Source organism: Bradyrhizobium sp. NBAIM14 (assembly GCF_020193895.1).
GTDB lineage: Bacteria > Pseudomonadota > Alphaproteobacteria > Rhizobiales > Xanthobacteraceae > Bradyrhizobium > Bradyrhizobium yuanmingense.
On record NZ_JADYVQ010000001.1, the window covers coordinates 161,745 to 183,631 of the forward strand.

A 21,887-nucleotide genomic window follows, 5' to 3' on the forward strand; every position below is an offset into this window, starting at 1 on the left:
GGGAGAAGGAAGAGAACGTCCGCATCGCTCGCCTCAGAATTCAGAACGGCAGCCCCGTATAATTCTCCGCAAGCAGACGCTGCGCCGTCTCGGACGAGAGCAGGTAGTCGAGCTCCGTCTGCTGCAGACGATCCTCATATTCGATCCGGTCGGGGAAGCGGTGCAGCATCATCGTCATCCACCAGGAGAAGCGTTGTGCCTTCCAGATTCGCGCAAGCGCCTTGGCGGAATAGCCCTTGAGACCGGCATCGTCGCCGCTCTGATAATGCGCGAGCAGCGCGTGATAGAGATAGTAGATGTCGGACGCCGCGCTGTTCAATCCGCGCGCGCCGGTCGGCGGCACGATGTGCGCGGCATCGCCGGCGAGGAACAGGCGGCCATAGCTCATCGGCTCGGCGACGAAGCTGCGCAAGGGCGCGATGCTCTTCTCGATCGACGGGCCGGTGATCAGACGGCCGGCGACCTCGTCCGGCAGGCGGCGCTTCAGCTCGGCCCAGAACGCGTCGTCGCTCCAGTCCTCCACCTTGTCGGTCAAAGGCACCTGGATGTAGTAGCGGCTCAGCACCTGCGAGCGCAGCGAGCACAGTGCAAAGCCGCGCTCGTGCTTCACGTAGATCAGCTCGGGTGATACCGGTTTCGTGCGCGACAGCACGCCGAGCCAGCCGAACGGATAGACCTTCTCATATTCGCGCAGCACGTCCTTCGGGATCGACTTGCGGCTGACGCCATGGAAGCCGTCGGCGCCGACGATGTAGTCGCAATCGACGCGGAGCGTCTGCCCGTTCGAGCGATACGTCACATAGGGCCGATCCGACGTCAGATCGTGCGGCGTGACGTCCTCGGCATTGTGCACGACCTTGCCGCCGATCCGGTCGCGTGCCTCGTAGAGGTCGCGCGTCAACTCGGTCTGGCCGTAGACCAGGACCGAATTGCCGCCGGAATGCTTGTGCAGGTCGATGTGGGAGAGCACGCCGTCATGGGCGATCTCGAACCCGTTGTGGATCTCGCCCTCGCGGTCCATCCGCTCGCCGCATTGCGCTTCGCGCATCAGCTTCGCAAAGCCGTGCTCGAGCACGCCGGCGCGGATCCGTGCCAGCACGTGGTCGCGGCTGTATTTCTCCAGCACGATGGTGTCGATGCCCTTGAGGTGCAGGAGCTGGGACAGCAACAGCCCGGACGGCCCGCCGCCGATGATACAGACCTGAACTTTCATTTTTGCGTCCTCCCGTCGGCATTTTTTTGCATACGTTAAGGCGCAAGCCGATGGAGGGTTTCGCCTTTGTCTTGTACTATTCGAACATGAGAAGCGCGGCCCCCGCCCCGGCCATCCGGGTCTACAATCTGTTCGGCGAGTCCGGCGATCTGCCCGATGTCGTGCATTGCGAGACGATCGCCTCGCGTTCGGTGCTGCACGACTGGACGCTGGCCGTGCACCGCCATGCCCGGCTGCACCAGGTGCTGCTGATTGAGCGCGGAGGCGGCGAGGCGACGCTCGATGGGCGCGTGGTGCCGCTGAGGCCGATGCAGATCGTCAACGTGCCGGTCGGCCACGTCCACGGCTTCCGCTTCGTGCCCGATACGCAAGGGTGGGTGTTGACCATCGCCGCGGAGATCCTCGACGAAGCGCTGCTCGCCGCCGAGGGCCTGCGCGGTGCGCTGTCGCGGTCGGCCGTGGCGCGCGGCACGCCGCAGATTCGCGCCACGATGAAGCAGATTTTCGCCGAGCACGCCGCGCGCGACTTCGGCCGTGCGCATGTGCTCCGCGCCTTGTCGTCGGCCATGATCGGGCTCGTGGCCCGCGCGCTCACGGGCGAGAGCGGCGGCAACGGCACCGCGGAAAGCGGGTTGTTCCGCCGCTTCGAGGCGCTGCTGGAGCAGCATCATCTGGAGCGCTGGAGCGTCGCCGACTATGCCGAGGCGCTGTCGGTGACACCGACGCATCTCAACCGGATCACGCGGGCGGCGACCGGCGACACCGCCTCGCATCTGATCCTCAATCGCCTGATCCGGGAGGCGCGGCGCAACCTCGTCTACACCAACCTGCCGGTCTCGACCATCGCCTACGCCCTCGGCTTCGAGGACCCCGCCTATTTCAGCCGGGTCTACGCCGCCGCCACGGGGGTCTCACCGCGCGCCTTTCGCGCCCGGCTCCATGGCGGCGAAGGCTGAACCACCGGACAAAGGATCAGGGCACGTCTGATCGACGCGCCCCGGATCCGCGATGTCTCTCGTTGCCACTTACCTTCGTATATAGCGCCCTATCCTTTGGATAGAGGCGCTTTACCTCCGTACAATTGAGCGCGGCACGCCCTCGCCCTAGCGTAACGGCATTCGGCGCCCTGGCGCTGGTGGCATGGAACCTCCCTAACCTCGGCGCAAGGCGGCCAACCCTGTCCGGTCGTCTGCGCCGCCTTTTCAGCAAAGCCATCGGCGCCTTCAGTTATTCCCGCCGATACGCCGCGCCATTTCGGCTGGACGGTCGGCTTTCGTGCCGAACCCGGGGAGTTGTGCATAATGTCTTCGCTTGGGAAGAGCGCGCTCTTTATCGACGGCTCCAATTTCCATGCCACCGCCAAGGCGCTCGGCTTCGAGATCGACTACAGACGCCTGCTCAGTGAATTTCAAAGCCGAGCTACGCTGTTACGGGCCTTCTACTACACGACCATCATCGAGGATCAGGAATATTCGTCGATCCGCCCCTTGATCGATTGGCTCGACTACAACGGCTTCACCGTCGTCACCAAACTCGCCAAGGAGTTCGTCGACCCCGCTACCGGCCGCCGCAAGGTGAAGGGCAGCATGGATGTGGACCTCGCCGTAAGCGCGATGGAGCTTGCCCAGCACGTCGATCAGATCGTGTTGTGCTCGGGCGATGGGGATTTCCGTTCGCTGGTCGAAGCCTTGCAACGCCGCGGCGTCCGCGTGACCGTCGTCTCCACACTCTCCACTCAGCCGCCCATGATCGCCGACGACCTGCGCCGGCAGGCGGACATGTTCATCGATCTGGTGGAGTTGAAGCCAAAAGTGGGGCGCGATCCACCCGATCGACCGGTATCGCGCGAAATGCGGCAGCCACCGCAATTCCTCGCGCGCGGAACCATCAGGCGCGACGACCGGGTGGAATGATCGAAGGACGCCGGCCCGACACCTCACACGTCGAAGAACACCGTCTCCTCCGGCCCCTGCAGATTGATCGTGAAGGAATACACGACCTTGCCGGCGCGCTCGCTGCGGGTTGCGATCAATGTCTTGCGGCGCACCGGCTGCTCGATCAGGTTGAGCACGGGATCGGCGGCGTTGGCCGCCTCTTCGTCCGAGAAATAGAGCCGCGTGTTGAGGCCGATATTGATGCCGCGCGCGACGATCCAGACGTTGACGTGCGGCGCGCATTTGCGCCCCGTCCTGTCGGTGATCGCACCCGGCTTGATGGTCTCGAAAGTGACGAGGCCGCTGTCGAAGTCGGAGCCGGCGCGGCCCCAGCCGCGAAACTCGTCATCCAGCACGCCGGCGGAGCGGTCGGCGGGGTGGTTGTAGCGGCCGGCCGCATTGGCCTGCCAGATCTCCAGCAGCACGTCGCGCAGCGGCGTGCCGGTGCCGTCGAGCACCTTGCCCTCCAGCGTGATGCACTCGCCCTTGGTGTTCGGCGTCACCAGGACGTTGGAGAAGTTCTTCTCGAAGATGTCGAAGCCGGCCATAGCCGGGATCAGGCCGATATGGACGTAGGGCCCGGCGGTCTGCGAGGCGGTTTCCTTGAGATAATTGAGCGGTTGCGGCATGGGCTCTAGTTCCCCGCGGTGCGATTTTCGAAATAGGTGGAGCGCTGGCCGCGCAGCACGATGTCGAAGCGGTAGGCGAGCGAGTCGAACGGCGTCGAGGCGTTGAGGTCGAGCGGCGCCACGAGGCGGTCGAGCGCGTCCTTGTCCGGGATCGTCGTCAGGATCGGGCAGACCGGGATCAGCGGATCGCCTTCGAAATACATCTGCGTGATCAGCCGCTGCGCAAAGCCCGAGCCGAACACCGAGAAGTGGATGTGGGCGGGGCGCCAGCTGTTGACGTAGTTGCGCCAGGGATAGGGGCCCGGCTTCACGGTGCGGAAGTAATAGTAGCCGGTGTCGTCGGTGAGCGCGCGGCCGCAGCCGCCGAAATTCGGATCGATCGGCGCCAGATAGGTGTCCTTCTTGTGCCGGTAGCGGCCGCCGGCATTGGCCTGCCAGAACTCGACCAGCGTGTTCGGAACGCCCCGGCCGGTCTCGTCCAGCACGCGGCCGTGGACGATGATGCGCTCGCCGACGGGATCGCCGTCCTTGGCGTAGTTGCGGATCAAATCATTGTCGAGCGGGCCGAGATCGTTGTGGCCGAACACCGGCCCCGTGATCTCCGAGATCGAGTTCTCCAAGGACAGCAGCGACTGGCGCGGCGAGCGCAGCACCGAGGACTTGTAGCCTGGCGCATGCGCCGGCGGATGCATCGCGCGGTCGCGCTGGAAGAAGCCGCCGTCGCCGAGCGGCGGCGTCAAGGGCTCGGGACGATTGAGGCGGGGATCCCGCAAGGCTGGCGCCTGGGCATTCATCGGCGTTGTCTCTCCCTGGGAGCCCGGGGTCGGGCGGCTTATCGGAAGAGCATGAGCCAGCCTATTCTCAAGATAAATAGATGAATTATAATGAATTGCATGAAGGAAATCGATCATTTGGCCCTCGACGGCCATGCCCTCGAGCTGTTCCTGGCGGTGCTGGAGGAAGGCTCGGTGACGGCGGCAGCGACGCGGCTCGGCCTCACCCAGTCTGCCGTCAGCCATGGGTTGAACAAGCTGCGGCGGATTGCCGGCGATCCGCTGTTCGCCAAGTCCGGCCGTGGCATCGTTGCGACGGCCCATGCGCAGGCACTGGCCGGCAAGGCACGCGCGCTGATCGACGAGATGCGCAGCTTCGCCGGGGGCGTCAGCTTTGAGCCGCCCCGCGCACAGCTGTCGTTGACGATCGCGGCCAACGATTTCCAGCGCGACCTGCTGCTGCCGCGGTTCTTCGATCACGTCGCCGCACAAGTGAAGGGCCTGAATTTGCGCGTGATCCCCTCGCAATCGCCCTCGCCCGCGATGCTGCGCGAAAACCGCTGCGACCTCCTGATCACGCCGCTGCCGCCGTCCGGCGTCGACATCGTGCAGAAGCGGCTGCTGAGGGATCACTACGTCTGCTACTACGATCCCAAAGCGCGCGCAGCGCCGGCCAGCCGCAGCGCTTATCTCGCGGCGCGTCACATCACCGTGGTCTATACCGACAATGAGCGGCTCGACTTCGACCGCCGGCTGGCAGCGAACGGGCTCCACCGCGACATCGCGATCTCCGTGCCGAGCTTCTCCGGCGTGCCGTCGTTCCTGCGCGGCTCACAGATGCTGGCGAGCATGCCGAGCCTGCTCGCGTCCGGCGTAATGCGTGGCTTTACGCAAACACCGATCCCGCTGGCGTCGCGCACGAAGACCCTGGCCGAGCTGCCGATGTTCATGGTCTGGCACCAGCGCTACCAGAAGGACCCGGCCCACCGCTGGGTCAGGAGCCAACTCGAGGCCGTCGCGGCGACGGCCGCCACGTTCTGACCTGCCGTTCTCATGCCCTGATAGCAGGCGCCGCGCTCCGCAAGACTGCCCTTCCCAAACCCACTGGTTGCGCAGGGGGAGCCGCGCTAAAATCCCCCCATGACAGTGACTGACATTGCGAACCGGACCTACAATCACAGCTGGCGGCTGGATCCCATTATCCGCAGCCTGCTCGATACCGACTTCTACAAACTATTGATGTTGCAGATGATTCGGGAGGATTACCCGAGTCAGAATGTGACCTTCTCGGTCATCAACCGCTCGCGCCATGTGCGCCTTGCCGAGATCATCGACGAGGGCGAGCTGCGCGCCCAGCTCGACCATGCCCGCACCATCCGCTTCACCAAGAAGGAGCTGATCTGGCTGGCCGGCAACACCTTCTACGGCAAGACCCATATGTTCTCGGCGGATTTCATCCGCTGGCTGGCGGAATTCCGCCTTCCCGAATACGAGCTGCGCAAGGTCGAGGGCCAGTACGAGCTGCATTTTCACGGGCCCTGGACCCACACCACGATGTGGGAGATTCCGGCGCTTGCGATCCTCAACGAGCTGCGTTCGCGTGCGGCCATGAAGGGCCGCGGCCGCTTCGAGCTCGACGTGCTCTACGCCCGCGCCAAGGCCAAGTTGTGGACCAAGGTCGAACGGCTGCGCCAGCTCGAGAACCTGCGGCTCTCCGACTTCGGCACGCGTCGCCGCCACGGCTTCCTCTGGCAGCGCTGGTGCGTCGAGGCGGTGAAGGAAGGCCTCGGCCCCTCCTTCATCGGCACCTCCAACGTGCTTCTCGCGATGGACAACGATCTCGAAGCCATCGGCACCAACGCGCACGAGCTGCCGATGGTGGCCGCCGCGCTCGCCAGAGACGACGAGGAATTGCGCTGGGCGCCCTACCGCATTCTCGACCAGTGGCGTCAGACTTACGGCGGCAACCTCCTGATCGCGCTGCCCGACGCCTTCGGTACCAGGACCTTCCTCCGCGATGCACCGGAATGGGTCGCCGATTGGACCGGCTTCCGCCCCGACAGCGCGCCGCCGATCCAGGCTGGGGAGGAAATCATCGCCTGGTGGCAGAAGCAGGGTCGCAACCCCAAGGACAAGCTGCTCGTCTTCTCCGACGCGATGGACGTCGGCTCGATCGAGGACACCTATCGCCACTTCGCAGGGCGCGTGCGGCTCTCCTTTGGCTGGGGCACCAACCTCACCAACGATTTCGTCGGCTGCACGCCGGACGGCTCGATCAGCCTCGATCCGATCTCGCTGGTCTGCAAGGTCTCATCAGTCGACGGCCGTCCGGCCGTCAAGCTCTCCGACAATCCGGAGAAGGCGACCGGCCTGCCCTCGGAAATCGAGCGTTATCTGCGCGTGTTCGGCGACGCCGGTCGCGTGCGCAAGCCGGTGCTGGTGTAGGACACACGTCCACGGAGAGCGTGTAGCGCCCGTCCGCCGCTACGTCGTCATTGCGAAGAGCTCTTGCGACGAAGCAATCCAGAATGAAGCCGCGGAGGCAGGCTGGATTGCTTCGCTGCGCTCGCAATGACAAGGCATTGGTTCGCGATATCGCATCAGCTCCGATTTCGCGGCATTTGAAACGATCTGCGTGCATCCACGTCACATTACCTTCACCCTCCGTCACAATCCCTCGCACTTTTCAGGTCCAGTTAAGCAACCATCTCGTCTACTTTGCGTTGCAGGCGCAACGCCCCTGCCGGGCGCGTCGATCGACTTGGGGACTGGTGTGTTTCGCAGAACAGCGGCGTCGGCGGAGGGCGGCAACCTCCTTCACGTCATCAAGCTCGTCTCGCCTTTCGTGATGGTCGTCGTGCTGCAGGCGGCGATCGCCGGATTCAGTCTCGAGGTGATGTCGTCGGTCCGCGCCTATGTCGCCGGCGAAGCACTCTGGTCGCGCTCGCAGAAGAACGCGGTCTACTTCCTCAATCTCTATCTGCATTCGGGCGAACCGAGCCAGTTCGCGCAATATCAGGCTTCACTCGCCGTCCCCATCGGCGACGAGTTCGCACGCTGGGCGCTGGAACGCGATCCGGTCGACGTCGAGGCCGCCCGCGTCGGCTTTCTCCAAGGCGGCAACCATCCCGATGACGTCCCGGGACTGATCTGGCTGTTTCGCTATTTCAATCGCGTCAGCTTCCTCCAGGACGCGATCAGGGAATGGGCCGCCACCGATCCCATGCTGCTGGAGCTCAGCGTGTTCGGCGAGGTCATCCGATCCGAGCTGAAGAAAGGTCCCATTCAGGACGACGACCGCCTGCAATTCCTGTCGTCGCGGCTATCGGAGCTCAATGCCCAGTTCACGGTGCACGCCAAGCAATTCTCCACCGTCCTCGGCGAAGGATCCCGGGCGATCAAGCTGACGCTGACGGGCATCAACATCATCACGGCTGCGGCGCTGATCCTGCTCCTGATCTGGCATACGCGGCGCCTGGTGCGGCAACGGCAGACCTTCGAAGACGCCTTGCATGCCGAGAAGGAGCGCCTGGCCTGGCAGGCATCGCATGATTGGTTGACCGGCCTCTCCAACCGCCGCGCCTTCGAGGCGCGCCTGCAAGCCGAGCTGGACAATGCCGCGGCGGGTGCGCTCGCCCTCATCCTGCTCGACCTCGACCAGTTCAAGAGCGTCAACGACAGTTGCGGCCACCTCGCCGGCGACCGCCTGCTCTGCCAGGTCTCGCGCCTGCTGCAGCAGGACCGGCATGCGCATGATCTGGTGGCCCGGCTCGGCGGCGACGAATTCGGCCTGATCCTGCCGCGATGCTCGCCCTTCGATGCCGTCGACATCGCCGAGCGTCTGCGCCGGTCGCTGGAGCTGTTCAATTTCGCCTGGGACGACCGTTGCTTTGCCGTGACCGCCAGCATCGGCGTCGCCTGCATCGCCGACGGCAACATCACGCTCGAGGATGCGATGCGACGCGCGGATGCGGCCTGCTACCGCGCCAAGGAAAAGGGCCGCAACCGCGTTCAGGTCGAGAACGGGCGATCGGACGTTGTCGTCGTTGCGCCACGCCCGCGCGAAGCGGTCGCTGCACGAGGGTAATGGCATCGTCACCGCAGGGGCAGAATTCCAAGTCCTGCGAGATGGGTGTCGACGAATTGTTCGATCTGCTGGCGCAGCATCTGCGACGGCACGGCCACCATGCGCTCCTCGAGGCCGAGCGAGATGATGCCATGCACGGCGGAAAACAGCGTGCGCGACAGCAGCGCAATCTTCACGTCGTCCGCATCCGGCAATAGCCGCACCAGGGGCGGATGCATCAGCGCGAACGCATCCATCACCATCTGGAGGATGTCGTCCGGATAGGGGCGATCGTCCTCCATCCGATGCTCGAACAGGGAACGCAGCAAATTGGCGTGCGCGGCGAAGAAGTCGAGATAAGTCTCGGCGAGCCCATAAAGCTGGCGGACCGGATCCTCGGCGGGAACAGCACGGAGCCGGGCCGTGAGCGCCTGAACCGTTTCCCGGTTCACCGTCAGAATGACCCCGTCGAAGTCGCCAAACTCGTTATAGACGCTGCCGACCGAGCAGCCGGCCGCCTCGGCAACATCCCGAACCTTCAATGATCTCAGCCCCTTAGCTGAGATGATGCCGCGGGCAATTTCGACGATCTGGAGCCGGCGCCGAAATTTTTTCTGGTCGCGCAGCGATTCTTCTTGAACATTGTTCATTTTCAAGCTACTCATGTGAACATTGTTCAATCTAACCCGGAGACCTGGAAAATGCAAACCCTTGCTGTCGATATCGCCACCACCTTCGTCGATGACGCCGCCGCCCTCGTCGCCGGCTTTGGCCGGGCCCTGCTGCGGCTGGCCATGGCCCCGGTCAATCGCATCGCCAACGCCTGCGACGTTGCCGGTGTGCTCGCCGAACGCCGGGGGACTCTTCGGATGTGGCGGGCGAGCCGTGCCCGTGCCCGTCACGAGGGCCGCCGGTTCAGCCTGCTCGGCCGCTTCTCGCCGTTTCGCCCCCTCGCCCATCTCACCTGAGGCGCGCACGCGGGTCGGCTCGAATGCAAGCGCCGGCTGCAAGGATGGACTTAACCATGTCCGGACGGGCGTGGCCGATCCGGCGGATTTCGACGATGCGGTTCAGTCTTTCCTTCATCGCCCGGCGCCATATCCGGGCGAGCGAGGCCGCTCCGCCCGGCCTCGACCGGATATTTGCGAACCTAACGATGCCGATTGGAGACCAACAGGATCGGAGGAACCGAGGGGACAGAGCAGGCCAGCAACTTCGTTGCCGCGCAATCGTTCGCCCTATGCTTCCGGTCGTGACGTTTCACAGACAACGTAACAACCTCAGTCTGCCTTGCCAAAACAGGACCAGTCATGATCAGGGAATTGATGTCGTCACGCCGCTTTGCGCCGCTGTTCTGGGCGCAATTCTTCTCGGCGCTCAATGACAACGTGCTCAAGAATGCGCTCGTCATCATCCTGCTCTACAGCGCGGCGACGAGCCACGGCGATGCGCTGGTGACGGTGGCAGGCGCAGTCTTCATCTTCCCCTACTTCATCCTGTCCGGGCTCGGCGGCCAGCTCGCCGACAAATACGTCAAATCCGTCGTCGCAAGGCGGCTCAAATTCGTCGAGATCTTTGCAGCCTGCTTCGCCGCTGCCGGCTTCTTCCTGCATTCGGTGCCGCTCTTGTTCGCAGCGCTCGCACTGTTCGGTACCATCGCCGCGCTGTTCGGCCCGGTGAAATACGCGATGCTGCCGGACCAGCTCGAGCTCGGCGAACTCGCGACCGGCAACGCGCTGGTCGAAGGCGCGACCTTCATGGCGATCCTGCTCGGCACCGTCGCCGGCGGCCAGTTCGTCGCCGGCTCCGCGCATATGGGCTGGGTCGCATCCGCCGTGGTCGTGCTAGCCGTGTTGTCCTGGGCGTTCGCGTCCCGCATTCCGCAGACGACGCCCTCCGCGCCTGAGCTGCCCGTCGACGCCAATCCCTGGACCTCGACGGTAAGCCTGCTCAGGACGCTTCGTGCCGACCATCGCCTCTGGGACGGCACCGTGATCGTCTCCTGGTTCTGGCTGGTCGGCGCCATCGTGCTGTCGCTGCTGCCGGCGCTGATCAAGGACGTCGTCGGCGGCACCGAGGGCGTCGTGACGCTGTGCCTTGCCATCTTCGCGATCGGCATCGCCATCGGCTCGCTGTTTGCCGCCAGCCTCAGCCACGTTCGCCCGAACCTCGCGCTGGTGCCGATCGGCGCCATCATCATGGGCTTTGCCGGCCTCGATCTCGCCTGGGCCATCGGCGTCACCGCAAAGGGGCACGAGATCACTGCGCTCGGCTTCGCGACTTCGTTCGGTGGCCTGCGCATGCTGGCCGACTTCGTCGCCTTCGCCTTCGGCGGCGGCCTGTTCGTCGTTCCGTCCTTTGCCGCGGTCCAGGCCTGGTCGCAACCTTCCGAGCGCGCCCGCATCATCGCCGCCGGCAACGTGCTGCAGGCCGCCTTCATGGTGGTCGGCTCGCTGTTCGTCGCGCTGTTGCAGGCGGCAGGTCTGCATATCGGCTGGATCTTCTTCGGCCTCGGCGTCGCCAGCTTCGGCGCGGTGTGGTTCGTGCTGACCAAGTGGGGCAAGGAAGGCGTGCGCGATGCTGGCGGGCTTCTGTTCCGCGCCCTGTTCCGTACCGAGGTGCGCGGCCTCGAAAACCTGCCGCCTCCCGGCACGCGCATGCTGATCGCGCCGAACCATGTCAGCCTGATCGACGGCCCGCTGCTGCACGCCGTGCTGCCGATCGACGCGAGCTTTGCGGTCGACACCGGCATCGCCAAGGCCTGGTGGGCCAAGCCGTTCCTGCGCGCCGTCAAGCACTACACGATGGACCCGAGCAAGCCGCTGGCCGCGCGCGACCTGATCAAGCTGGTGGCGGCGGGCGAGCCTGTCGTGATCTTCCCTGAGGGACGGATCACCGTCTCGGGATCGCTGATGAAGGTGTATGACGGCACCGCGATGATCGCGGACAAGGCCGACGCCGTGGTCGTGCCGGTCCGGATCGAAGGCGCGCAACGCTCCTATCTCAGCTATCTCAACTCCAGCCAGATCAAGCGGTCCTGGTTTCCGCGCGTGACGGTGACGATCCTGCCGCCGGTCAAGCTTCCGGTCGACGAAACGCTCAAGGGCAAGGCACGCCGCAACGCTGCCGGCGCCGCGCTGCAGGACGTCATGATCGACGCCCTCGTCAAAAACGCCATGCTCGATCACACGCTGTTCGAAGCCCTCGGACACGCCTATCGCGACCGCGACACCGGCAAGGTCATCATCGAGGACGCGCTCGGCACCAAGCTGACTTATCGCAAGCTGATCCTCGGCGCGCAGGTCCTGAGCCGCAAGCTCGAGAACGGCACCGCAACCGGCGAGAATGTCGGCGTGCTGCTGCCGAACTCCGCGGGCGTCGCCGTCGTCTTCATGGCGCTGCAGAACAGCGGCCGGGTGCCGGCGATGCTCAATTTCTCGGCCGGTCCGGTCAACGTGCTCGCCGCCATGAAGGCCGCGCAGGTCAAGACCGTGCTGACGTCGAAGGCCTTCATCGAGAAAGGCAAGCTCGACAAGCTGATGACTGCGATCTCCGCGGAGGCACGCGTCGTCTATCTCGAGGACGTCCGCGCCTCGATCAGCCTCGCCGACAAGATCAAGGGCCTGCTCGCCGGCACGACCCCGCGCGTGCCCCGCCAGGCCAACGATCCCGCCGTCGTGCTGTTCACGTCGGGCTCGGAAGGTACGCCCAAGGGCGTGGTGCTGTCCCACCGCAACATCCTCGCCAACGCGGCGCAGGCGCTGGCGCGGGTCGATGCCAATGCGAATGACAAGGTGTTCAATGTGCTGCCTGTGTTCCACTCGTTTGGACTCACGGGCGGAATGATGATGCCGATGCTGGCGGGCATTCCGATCTACATGTATCCCTCGCCGCTGCACTACCGGATCGTGCCCGAGCTGATCTACCAGACCGGCGCTACGATCCTGTTCGGCACGGATACGTTCCTGACCGGCTATGCGCGCTCGGCGCACGCTTACGACTTCCGCACCCTGCGCCTCGTCATCGCCGGCGCCGAGGCGGTCAAGGACCGCACGCGGCAGGTCTTCATGGAGCGCTACGGCATTCGCATCCTCGAAGGCTATGGCGTCACCGAGACGGCGCCGGTGCTGGCGATGAACACGCCGATGGCCAACCGCCCCGGCACCGTCGGCCGTCTCTCGCCGCTGATGGAAAGCCGCCTCGATCCGGTCCCCGGCATCGAGGAAGGAGGACGCCTCTCGGTGCGCGGCCCGAACGTGATGCTCGGCTACCTCAGGGCCGAAAAGCCCGGCGTGCTCGAAAAGCTCCCCGACGGCTGGCACGACACCGGCGACATCGTTTCGATCGACGCGGCCGGCTTCATCACCATCAAGGGCCGCGCCAAGCGCTTTGCCAAGATCGCGGGCGAAATGGTCTCGCTGTCCGCGGTCGAAGCCATCGCGGCGTCGCTATGGCCGCAGGCGGCATCCGTCGCCGTGTCGATCCCCGACCAGCGCAAGGGCGAGCGCATCGTGCTGCTGACGACCGAGAAGAACGCCGAGCGCAGCGCGATGCAGGCCCAGGCCAAGGCGATCGGCGCCTCCGAGCTGACCGTGCCCGCTGCGATCATGGTGGTCGACAAGGTGCCGTTGCTCGGCACCGGCAAGACCGACTATGTCACGGCCACGACGATGGCCCGCGAGCAGGGATCCCCGCCCGAGCGCGAGGTCGCGTAAGAGGTTGCGAGACGGGCGGCGCGGGGTCACGCCGCCGTCCGCCGCTCCTGCGCGTAGCGCACCAGCGCGGCAAAGCGATAGATGCCGTGCATGAACTTGCCGTAGGGCATAGTGATGAACAATGCGAACACCGCGCCGAGATGCAGCGCCAGCAACGGTCCCATCGCGGCAGTCTCGCGCAGCACCAGCAGCAGCATTCCGGTGAGGCCGGTCAGGAACAGCATGGCGATGAAACCGACGTCCATGCCGTAGCTGTATTCGTCGAGCAGCGCGGGATCGCTCCGCATCTTGGCCGCGAACAGGCCGATGGGCCCGACGATCAGGCCGATGCCGCCGAGCGTGCCGAGCACCACGGGCAGGTCCCACCACGGATACGGCGCCTCGCGGCCGAGCAGATAGTGATAGAGCGTCGCGACCGACGTCGCTGCGAAGCACAGGATGAAGCCGTAGAAAGTCAGGTGATGATAGAGCTTGCGCCGGTCGGTCGGCTTGTCGTCTTCGTTGTAGCAGCCGACGCCGCCGCCATGGAGATAGCGCAGCTCACCGGCGTCGCGGATCGCCTGAAAGATCGATCCGCCGTCGGCGCGGTTGCCGATCGGTGTGCCGATGTCGCGCCAGAAGGCACGCACGCTCATGACGAGTGCGAGGATCGCGTAGAGGAATGCGGCGCCAAACAGCGCGACCATCGCGTTGTGCGGCATCAGCTTGTAGAAGGCGCCGGGCCCGGTGTGCACGCCGAACAGCACGCCGCGGTCATTCAAGGCGGCAAAGCCGAGAATGAAGATCGCCATGCTGAGCGCGGCGGTGATGCTGATGACGAGGCCGTTGCGCGCGAAGGCGCCGGAGAGCGGCCGCGGCCAGGCATAGGCCGCATAGGACTCCGCGCGCGCAACCGCCAACGTCTTCGGGACGTTGACGTTGAATTCGTGCGGCGGCGCGAACTGGCAGTCGACGTAGCAGGCGCCGCAGGAATGGCAGAGATTGGCGAGATAGTTGAGATCGCCGTCGGAGAAGGCGCGCCGCATCTCCATGGCCGGAAACACCGCGCACAGGCCCTCGCAATAGCGGCAGGAATTGCAGACCGTCATCAGACGGTCGGCTTCGTCGAGAATTCTAGTTCCGTGCATGTTTCGCCGCTTCCCGTCCTGCGATCCGCCCGAACACGCTGCCGATGGTCATGCCCATGCCGGCCGCATAGCCCTTGCCAAGCACATTGCCGGCCATGATCTCGCCGGCGGCGAACATGTTGGCGGAGGGCTTGCCGTCCTTCATCAGCATTCGCGCCTCTTTGTTCACGCGCGTGCCGAGATAGGTGAAGGTGATGCCGGGCCGCACCGGATAAGCGAGAAAAGGCGGCGTCTCGATCCGGCGCGCCCAATGCGTCTTGGGCGGCGTGATGCCTTCCGTCACGCAATCATCCAGAATGGTGTGGTCGAAGGTCCCGGGCCGCACTGCCGCGTTGAACTCGGTCATAGTCTTCTCCAACACGACCGGATCGAGCGCGAGCTTGCCGGCGAGTTCGGCGATCGTCTGCCCGGCGATCGGCGGAAACAACGTCGGCATGAAGCTGGTGACCACGGTGGAGTCGAAGATGATGTAGGCGATCTGGTCGGGCTGCGCCGCGACCAGCCGGCCCCAGATCGCGTACCGCTTCGGCCAGAGGTCCTCGCCCTCGTCGTAGAAGCGCTGGGCATGCTTGTTGACGACGATGCCGAACACCACGGAGTCGTGCCGCGTGATGATGCCGCCGTCGAATTTCGGCGCGCGGGCATCGATCGCGACCGCATGACACTGCGTGGGATCGCCGACCTCCTGCACGCCCTTGTCGAGCAGCATCTTCAGGATCGAGCCGCGGTTATAGGGCGTGCCGCGGATCAGGAAGTTGTCGGCGGCCTCGCCCCAATATTGCTTCAGCCATTCGATGTTGGCCTCGAACCCGCCGGCGGCGGCGACCAGTGATGTCGCGCGGATCTCGGTCTCGCCCTTGATCGGCCGCTGGAGGCGCGCGGCGAGGAACATGCCGTCCTCGATCACGAGATCGACGACTTCGGCGTCGTATTCGACGTCGACACCGAGCCGCTCCGCGGTGAGATAAAGCGCGTTCAGCATCGCCCGCCCGCCGCCCAGGAAGAAGGAGTTGGTGCGGCCGAGGCTCAGCGTGCCGCCGAGCGAGGGCTGCCAGCGCACACCCTGCTCCACGATCCAGTTCAGGATGTCCTTGGATTCGCGGATCATATGTCGGGCGAGCACCTCGTCGGTCTGCCCGCCGGTGACGCGCAGCAGATCCTCCCAGAATTCCTCCTCGGTGTAGGGGCCGGTCAGGATTTCGGTCGCCGCATCATGGGCGCAGCGCATGTTGCGGGTGTGGCGGGTGTTGCCGCCGCGATAGAATTTCGGCGCGCCTTCGAGCACGAGCACCGAGGCCCCGCCGCCCCGCGCGCTGATCGCCGCGCACAGGGCCGCATTGCCGCCGCCGATCACCAGCACGTCGTATTTGCTGCTCATACCGTCCGCCCGACGGCACGCGAGATTGGAGAAATTCTGTCCGTCAGTGGCATGCTCGACCTTCCAGCGTTGCGCATCTTGTCGACAACTAGCGCCTCGCCCTGCGCGCTGGACGCGCGTCTTCAGCCGAAGCCGATAAGGCATTGTCGAGGATCTCGGTCGGACCGCCCAGCGTGCGCGTCAGGCGGATGGCTGCCTTCAGCAACAGCGACGCCATCGTCTTGATATTGTCTCTCGTGAAGCGCGGCTTCGGCCCCGAGAGCGACAAGGCGCCGACGCACTTGCCGCCGGACCCGAACACGGGGCAGGCCAGCCCGGCACAATCCGGATCGCGCTCCCCGAACGACACTGCGATGCAGCCCTCGCGAATCGCGTCATAGGTCGCGCCTTTCTCACCGTCGAAGGCGAGAATAACCCGGCCCGCCGCCCCGCGCTCCAGCGGCAGCAGCATGCCGGCCTCGACGCGGTCGAGCGTCGAGTGTTGGGAATCGACGCGGAACACGCAGAGCCGGCGCTTGGCATCATGCCGCACGTGGTACGACGGACTTTCGGTGCCGTCGGCCACGAGCTGGCGCAGCAGCGGCATCACCCGATCATGCAGATTGTTGTTGCGCTGGTACACCGCACCCAGCCGGAACGGCGTCGGCCCGAGATGGTAGCGGCCGTCGGCGAGTTGCACGAGGTAGCCGAATTCCTGAAGCGAGGCCATCAGCCGCAACAGCGTGCTTTTGTACATCTTGGTGCGCTTGGCAAGCTCCGCCAGCGTCATCGGCTCCGGGGCATCCTCGAACGCGGCAAGGATCGTCAGAGCGCGGTCGACGGCGGCGACACCGGGCGAAGGCATGGCGTTTCCTATTGGGGGAATCCGGAGGGATCGATGAGCTTAGCGATGACGGGAAAGTAAGCATCCCCCATCCCCTTGTCGATCGTCTCCTGGAAGATGGTGCGCATAAGCGCGGCACCGCGCAGGTTGAGCCCAGCCTGCGCGCCGAGCTCCAGCGCATAGGAGAGGTCCTTCATTGCATATTCAGTGGAGAACGCCCGCAGCGGAAACTCCCCGGCGACGATCGCCTTCATGCCGTGATTGCGCAGGGCAAAACTGTCCGCCGACCCCTTGGACAACGTCTCCAGCAGCAGCTTCGGCTCGACGCCGCTGTGCTTGGCAAGCGCGACGGCCTCCGCCAGCGCATTCACCGTCTCGAACAGCACCATGTTGTTGAGGATCTTCGTCACTTGGCCTGCGCCGGTTCCGCCACAGAGAGTGACGTCGGTCGCAAAATGCCGGATCAGCGGCTCGACCGCGGCGAACTGCTCGGCTGTCGCGCCGACCATAACGCTGAGCGTGCCGTCCTGGGCTGCCTGGCGGGTGCGCGCGATCGGCGCATCGATCCAGAGCGCGCCCTTCTCCGCGAGCTGCTTCGCGAATGAACGGGTCAGGCCGACGTCGGACGTGCCGAGATCGATCACAGTCTGGTCGCGCTTGACCGCCGGCAGGATGCTCTCGAAGACCGACATGACGTGCTTGGCGCTGGGCAGGCACAGGAAGACCGTCTGTGCGCCGGCGACGACATCCCCGATCGACGTCGTCGCCGTCGCTCCGTCAGCTGCGACCCGAGCCAACGGCTCCGCAGCAAGGTCGAAGGCAAGCACCGGCCGGCCGCTCTTGCGCAACAGGTTGCGGCAGATCGGCTCGCCCATGACGCCAAGACCGATGAACCCAATCGAACCAGACATTCCTTAACTCTCCCTCGAAGTCGTGTGGCCGGACGGACGCCGCTCCCGCCCGGCCGGCGCAGTTACTTTACCAGCGGGCAGCCGCCTTCGCTCAACGGCCGGAATACCTCGTCGCCCGGCTTGGAGCCGACGATCCGGTAATAGTCGAACTTGTACTTGGACTCCTCCGGCTTCTTCACTTGCACGAGATACATCGTGTGCAGCACGCGCCCGTCGGGGCGGACCGCAACGTCCTTGTTGTACATGTCGTTGACCTTCAGCTCGTGCATCTTGGCGGCAACGACCGTTGCATCGGTGGTGCCCGCTGCCTTGACGGCGGCGAGGTAATGTCGGACGCCGCTGTAGACGCCTGCCTGCACCATGCTCGCGACCTTGCCGTCCATCAGCGTCGAGTAGCGCTTCGACCAGGCCCGGGTCTGCTCGTTGAGGTCCCAGTAGAACGAGGTCGTCACCTGCAAACCCTGCGTGACCTTCAGGCCAAGCGAGTTCACATCCGTGATGAAGACCAGGAGGCCGGCGAGCTTCTGGCCGCCCTCGACGATGCCGAACTCACCAGCCTGCTTGATCGCGGTCTGCACGTCCGCGCCCGACGTCGCGAGGCCAACGACGTCGGCCTTGGATCCCTGCGCCTGCAGCAGAAAGGACGCAAAATCCGCAGTGCCGAGCGGATGCGCGGCCGAGCCGATCACTTTGCCGCCGGCGACGTCGATGAACTTCGTGGCATCGCGCTGAAGCGCGTGACCGAAGGCGTAGTCGGCTGTCACGAAGTACCAGGTCTTGCCGCCAGCCCGCGTGATCGCGTCGCTGGTCAGCTTCGACAGCGCGTAGGTGTCGTAGTTGAAGTGGAAGCTGATCGGCGAGCAGGACTTTCCCGTGAAATCGGACGAGCCCGGACCCGAGATGACGAAGATCTTGTTCTTCTGCTTGGCGACTTCCAGGATGGCAAAGCCGGCCGAGGAGGCTGCGCCGTCCGCGATCATGTCGACGCCCTCATTGTCGAACCATTTGCGCGCAGTTGCCGATGCGATGTCCGGCTTGTTCTGATGGTCGGCCGAAATGATCTCGATCTTCTTGCCGAGGAGTTCGTTGCCGAAATCCTCCGCGGCGAGCCTTGCGGCGGCGACCGAGCCCCGCCCTCCATTGTCGGCGAACACACCGGACTGGTCGTTGAGAACGCCGATCCTGATGACATCGTCGGCCGCGACCGCGGCACTCGTCTGCGCGGCCAGAGCGACCGCAATCATCCAACGCAACTTCATAACATACGCCTCCCGTTTACGACTTTTGCTTATCGAGGATGTTTTGCAGCACCGGCGCGATGTAGCGGCGGAACTGGCCTGGGTTTTCACTCATCGGAAAATGGCCAAGCCGCTCCATGACGGTGGCCTTCGCACCGGGAATCCCGGCGGCGGTCCGCAGCGTGTCCTCCGGCGTGCAGGAGAAATCGTACTCGCCGGTCAGCAGATAGAGCGGGCACTGGTTGACGTCGATGTTGCCGGTGCGACCACGCAGATCGCCATCGACGCGATAGAAATAAAGATCGCCCTTGAAGATGCCGGGTCCGCCCTGCTTGTAGCCCCACAGTGTCTCGTTGCGCGCACCCTCAGGACCGCCAGGCGCGATCAATCCCGATACCAGCGCGGCGCAGACCTCGCCGCCATGAACATCGGGCCGGTTCAGCCAGGTCGTTTCGTACCAGGGCTGCTGGAAGTCGGCGGCCTCAAGGCCGATCAGAGCGCGAAACTCGTGAGCATGCGCAATGGCGAGATTGAGCACGATGCGGCCACCGATCGAGCAACCCATCACCACCGGCCGCTCCAGCCCAAGCGCGCTGCAGAAGGCGCGGATCGTCGCCGTGTAGCTCGCGGTGGTCAGCCGGTATTCGCTGCCATATCGGCTGTCCGGGGGATTGGACTTACCATGCCAGGGCATGTCGAAGGTGATGACTCGGAAATGCCTCGTGAACTCGTCGTCCACGAGCAGATGACGCCACTGCCGCGCGTCGGAGCCGGCGGTGTGGAGGCAAACCAGGGGAATGCCGCTGCCGTTCTCCTCGAAATAGATCCTGTTGACCTCGCCATCGATCTCGACGTGCACGTAGCGCCCGACAATCGGCTCGATGAAGCCGTTCATGACGCGCCTCCGAACCCGCTGCGCCGCGGTAGCGCCAGAAGATCCTTGAAATACTGAAGGTACGCTATGAATGGATGCAGATCGCCTTCGAGCGTCGCCTGCCCGCGCTTGGTCAGCGCCAGCAGATCGTGCCATCCCGCCGGCGGCATTCGTTGCCAATATGCGGCGAACGCGGCGGGCGTCGCGCGATAGGAGAAGCGCCAGGAACGCATCAGCACTGGCGCCGGCGCCATGTCGACGATCCGACCGGCCCGAATGGCGAGGTGGAATGGCTGCGTGCTCGGCCCGAGCAGGCAATCCACATCGAGCCAGCGACCACGGGCAGTGAGGGCCTCGTCGCGGATCAGCAAATCGGGAATCGCCTTGAAGGCTTCGATGACGGCATCGGGCGTGAATGGCACCGGTGAGCCGTCGTCCTGCCGGACGCGTTCGAATTCCATTGTCTCGTCCCTCAATTGCGTTCGTTCTATTGTACAGAACGATATTCTATTTCTATTCCAGTTTCTATACAGGGCTTGTGAGCGAACTCAAGTGCGCAGGAGCCGTGGGGCCGCGCGCCGTGGCGGAAGCAGGCCGACCGCGCGAGAGAGACCGCTTGATTTCAAGCTTCGAAGACGCGCGCGACCAGCCAATAGCCGCCGAGCAGGCCGATCATGGCAGAGAACGTGTAAACCAGCCCCGCCGCCCTCACCGGTTCGGACCGGTCCCCTCCGCTCCATCGATCGGCGAGACGGAGGGTCGGCAACGCGACCGCAACGATCGCGACCTGCCCGATCTCGACGCCGATGTTGAAAGCGGCAAGCGCCGGCACGGCTGTGTTTGGCGGTAACCCGATGTCACGCAGCACCCCCGCGAAGCCGAAGCCGTGGATCAAGCCGAACAGAAAAGCCACGCGCCAGCGCCTGTCGACGTCGCGCGAGAAGAAGTTCTCCACAGCCACGAAGACGATCGAGGCCGCAATTGCAGGCTCCACGATGCTGCTCGGAATCACGAGAACATCGAGCGCGGCCAGCGACAAGGTGATTGAATGGGCAATGGTGAAGGCCGTCACGATTTTGACGACGGGCATGAGCCGTCGCGCCCACAGCACCACCGCGATCAGGAATGCGATGTGATCGTAACCGAGGAAGATGTGCTCGATGCCGGTGATGACATAGCGCTGCATCGTCGACCACAGCGACGGCGGCGCGGTTGAAAGCGTGACCGTCGTGTTGCCGGCGTCGAGCAAGGCCTGCGTTTCCGACCGCCCCTGCGCAATCAGCACGACTTGTCGAGCAGCCTTGTCCTTCTCGGTCAGCACGGTGGAACGATAGATGAGATCGCCGGCGGCGTCGGCGCAGGCAAAGCTGTTGCGATAGACGATGCCGTCGCCGTCGGCCAAGATCGCGGCATCTCCGGCAACACAGGCCTTGGCACCACCTGTGACAGCCAGATGCGTGCCCATATAGGCAAGGATCGCGGGCTTGGCCGCGTCGACCGCGACAGGATCGACCGCGTCCCGTCTCGGATCATAGATCTTCGTACCGATCAGGCGATCGACATCGCTGCCCTTCAACCCGAGCTCGACGCTCACCGAGCGATCAGGGCTCAGCCCCACGCGCGCGGTGACGAGATTGACCTCATGTGCCTCTGCCGGAAAAGCGATGCCGAGCAGCACCCAGAACCCCGCCAGAAGCAGCCGCCTCATGATCCCGCTCCATCGCGCTCACGCCAGCACATCCGCCACCACGGCCTTCAGGACGTCCCGCGCATCGGCCGGCTTCAGCCGGACCTGCAAGCCGCGCTGGCCTCCATTGAGATAGACGAGATCATGCGCAAGCGCGCTCTGCTCGATCACGGTGCGCACAGGCTTGCGCTGCCCGAACGGGCTGATGCCGCCGACCTTGTAGCCGGTGACGCGCTCGGCCTCGGGCGGCTTCATCATCTGCGCCGACTTGCCGCTCGCCGCCGCCGCCAGCTTCTTCATCGAGACCTCCTGGTCGGACGGCACGACCACGCACACCGGCTTGCCGTCGACCAGCGCCATCAGCGTCTTCAGGACGCGCGCCGGCTCCTCGCCGAGCGCGGCCGCCGCCTGCAGCCCGATGCTCTCGGCGTCGGGATCATAGTCGTAGGTGTGCACGGTGAAGGCAACACCGGCGGCCGTGAGTGCGCGTGTCGCGGGGGTGACTTTGGACATGCGTCA

General features: G+C 64.8%; 19 protein-coding genes. 6 read left to right on the forward strand and 13 right to left on the reverse strand.

Annotated features, from left to right (window positions below; genetic code table 11):
- Positions 1 to 40 precede the first annotated feature (40 nt).
- Positions 41 to 1,213, reverse strand: coding sequence for a 4-hydroxybenzoate 3-monooxygenase (pobA, locus tag I6F28_RS00695; protein WP_036011339.1), 1,173 nt, complete (start codon positions 1,211 to 1,213; stop codon positions 41 to 43).
- 50 nt (positions 1,214 to 1,263) lie between these two features.
- Here pobA and I6F28_RS00700 point away from each other — a divergent pair, with 50 nt between their 5' ends.
- Both I6F28_RS00700 and I6F28_RS00705 read left to right on the forward strand, forming a co-directional pair.
- Positions 1,264 to 2,169, forward strand: a complete 906-nt coding sequence (locus I6F28_RS00700; protein WP_036011342.1) for a helix-turn-helix domain-containing protein — start codon at positions 1,264 to 1,266, stop codon at positions 2,167 to 2,169.
- A gap of 345 nt (positions 2,170 to 2,514) precedes the next feature.
- Entirely contained in the window at positions 2,515 to 3,126 is a 612-nt protein-coding gene (locus tag I6F28_RS00705; RefSeq protein ID WP_225139041.1) for a LabA-like NYN domain-containing protein, read from the forward strand.
- 23 nt (positions 3,127 to 3,149) lie between these two features.
- Here the strand turns inward: I6F28_RS00705 and pcaG are convergent, their stop codons facing one another.
- On the reverse strand, positions 3,150 to 3,776 hold the full coding sequence (gene pcaG, locus I6F28_RS00710; protein WP_225139042.1) for a protocatechuate 3,4-dioxygenase subunit alpha: 627 nt from the start codon (positions 3,774 to 3,776) through the stop codon (positions 3,150 to 3,152).
- Between the two features lie 5 nt (positions 3,777 to 3,781).
- On the reverse strand, positions 3,782 to 4,570 hold the full coding sequence (gene pcaH / locus I6F28_RS00715) for a protocatechuate 3,4-dioxygenase subunit beta (protein WP_225139043.1): 789 nt from the start codon (positions 4,568 to 4,570) through the stop codon (positions 3,782 to 3,784).
- A gap of 90 nt (positions 4,571 to 4,660) precedes the next feature.
- Between pcaH and I6F28_RS00720 the strand changes: the two genes are divergently transcribed.
- The 3 genes from I6F28_RS00720 to I6F28_RS00730 all read left to right on the forward strand — a co-directional run bounded on the left by I6F28_RS00720 (position 4,661) and on the right by I6F28_RS00730 (position 8,636).
- Positions 4,661 to 5,590, forward strand: coding sequence for a LysR family transcriptional regulator (locus tag I6F28_RS00720; RefSeq protein WP_036026598.1), 930 nt, complete (start codon positions 4,661 to 4,663; stop codon positions 5,588 to 5,590).
- A gap of 99 nt (positions 5,591 to 5,689) precedes the next feature.
- On the forward strand, positions 5,690 to 6,994 hold the full coding sequence (gene pncB / locus I6F28_RS00725; RefSeq protein ID WP_036011351.1) for a nicotinate phosphoribosyltransferase: 1,305 nt from the start codon (positions 5,690 to 5,692) through the stop codon (positions 6,992 to 6,994).
- A 328-nt stretch (positions 6,995 to 7,322) separates the two neighbouring features.
- Complete coding sequence (locus I6F28_RS00730; RefSeq protein WP_225139044.1) at positions 7,323 to 8,636, forward strand: GGDEF domain-containing protein; 1,314 nt, start codon at positions 7,323 to 7,325, stop codon at positions 8,634 to 8,636.
- A gap of 8 nt (positions 8,637 to 8,644) precedes the next feature.
- Here the strand turns inward: I6F28_RS00730 and I6F28_RS00735 are convergent, their stop codons facing one another.
- Entirely contained in the window at positions 8,645 to 9,265 is a 621-nt protein-coding gene (locus tag I6F28_RS00735) for a TetR/AcrR family transcriptional regulator (RefSeq protein ID WP_192893478.1), read from the reverse strand.
- Positions 9,266 to 9,925: 660 nt separating this feature from the next.
- Here I6F28_RS00735 and I6F28_RS00740 point away from each other — a divergent pair.
- Positions 9,926 to 13,330, forward strand: coding sequence for an acyl-[ACP]--phospholipid O-acyltransferase (locus tag I6F28_RS00740; RefSeq protein ID WP_225139045.1), 3,405 nt, complete (start codon positions 9,926 to 9,928; stop codon positions 13,328 to 13,330).
- 26 nt (positions 13,331 to 13,356) lie between these two features.
- Here I6F28_RS00740 and tcuB read toward each other — a convergent pair whose 3' ends face one another.
- From tcuB to ybaK, 9 genes are all read right to left on the reverse strand, one after another.
- Positions 13,357 to 14,457, reverse strand: coding sequence for a tricarballylate utilization 4Fe-4S protein TcuB (tcuB, locus tag I6F28_RS00745; RefSeq protein ID WP_225139046.1), 1,101 nt, complete (start codon positions 14,455 to 14,457; stop codon positions 13,357 to 13,359).
- The gene (gene tcuA, locus I6F28_RS00750; RefSeq protein WP_225139047.1) at positions 14,444 to 15,835 is read right to left on the reverse strand and encodes an FAD-dependent tricarballylate dehydrogenase TcuA; all 1,392 of its coding nucleotides are present in this window, start codon (positions 15,833 to 15,835) and stop codon (positions 14,444 to 14,446) included. The genes tcuB and tcuA overlap by 14 nt, the downstream gene beginning before the upstream one ends.
- A gap of 88 nt (positions 15,836 to 15,923) precedes the next feature.
- Positions 15,924 to 16,679: an IclR family transcriptional regulator gene (locus I6F28_RS00755; RefSeq protein WP_225139048.1), complete on the reverse strand. Its 756-nt coding sequence runs from the start codon at positions 16,677 to 16,679 to the stop codon at positions 15,924 to 15,926.
- Between the two features lie 8 nt (positions 16,680 to 16,687).
- Entirely contained in the window at positions 16,688 to 17,569 is an 882-nt protein-coding gene (locus I6F28_RS00760) for an NAD(P)-dependent oxidoreductase (protein ID WP_036011385.1), read from the reverse strand.
- A 62-nt stretch (positions 17,570 to 17,631) separates the two neighbouring features.
- A complete protein-coding gene (locus I6F28_RS00765) occupies positions 17,632 to 18,828 on the reverse strand; it encodes an ABC transporter substrate-binding protein (RefSeq protein WP_051057080.1) in 1,197 nt (398 codons plus the stop codon).
- Positions 18,829 to 18,844: 16 nt separating this feature from the next.
- A complete protein-coding gene (locus I6F28_RS00770; protein WP_109145110.1) occupies positions 18,845 to 19,702 on the reverse strand; it encodes an alpha/beta fold hydrolase in 858 nt (285 codons plus the stop codon).
- Positions 19,699 to 20,142: a hypothetical protein gene (locus tag I6F28_RS00775; protein WP_225112327.1), complete on the reverse strand. Its 444-nt coding sequence runs from the start codon at positions 20,140 to 20,142 to the stop codon at positions 19,699 to 19,701. Before I6F28_RS00775 ends, I6F28_RS00770 begins: the two co-directional genes overlap by 4 nt.
- Before the next feature lie 161 nt (positions 20,143 to 20,303).
- On the reverse strand, positions 20,304 to 21,389 hold the full coding sequence (locus I6F28_RS00780) for a HupE/UreJ family protein (RefSeq protein WP_225139049.1): 1,086 nt from the start codon (positions 21,387 to 21,389) through the stop codon (positions 20,304 to 20,306).
- Between the two features lie 18 nt (positions 21,390 to 21,407).
- Complete coding sequence (gene ybaK / locus I6F28_RS00785; RefSeq protein WP_036011401.1) at positions 21,408 to 21,881, reverse strand: Cys-tRNA(Pro) deacylase; 474 nt, start codon at positions 21,879 to 21,881, stop codon at positions 21,408 to 21,410.
- Between the last annotated feature and the right edge of the window lie 6 nt (positions 21,882 to 21,887).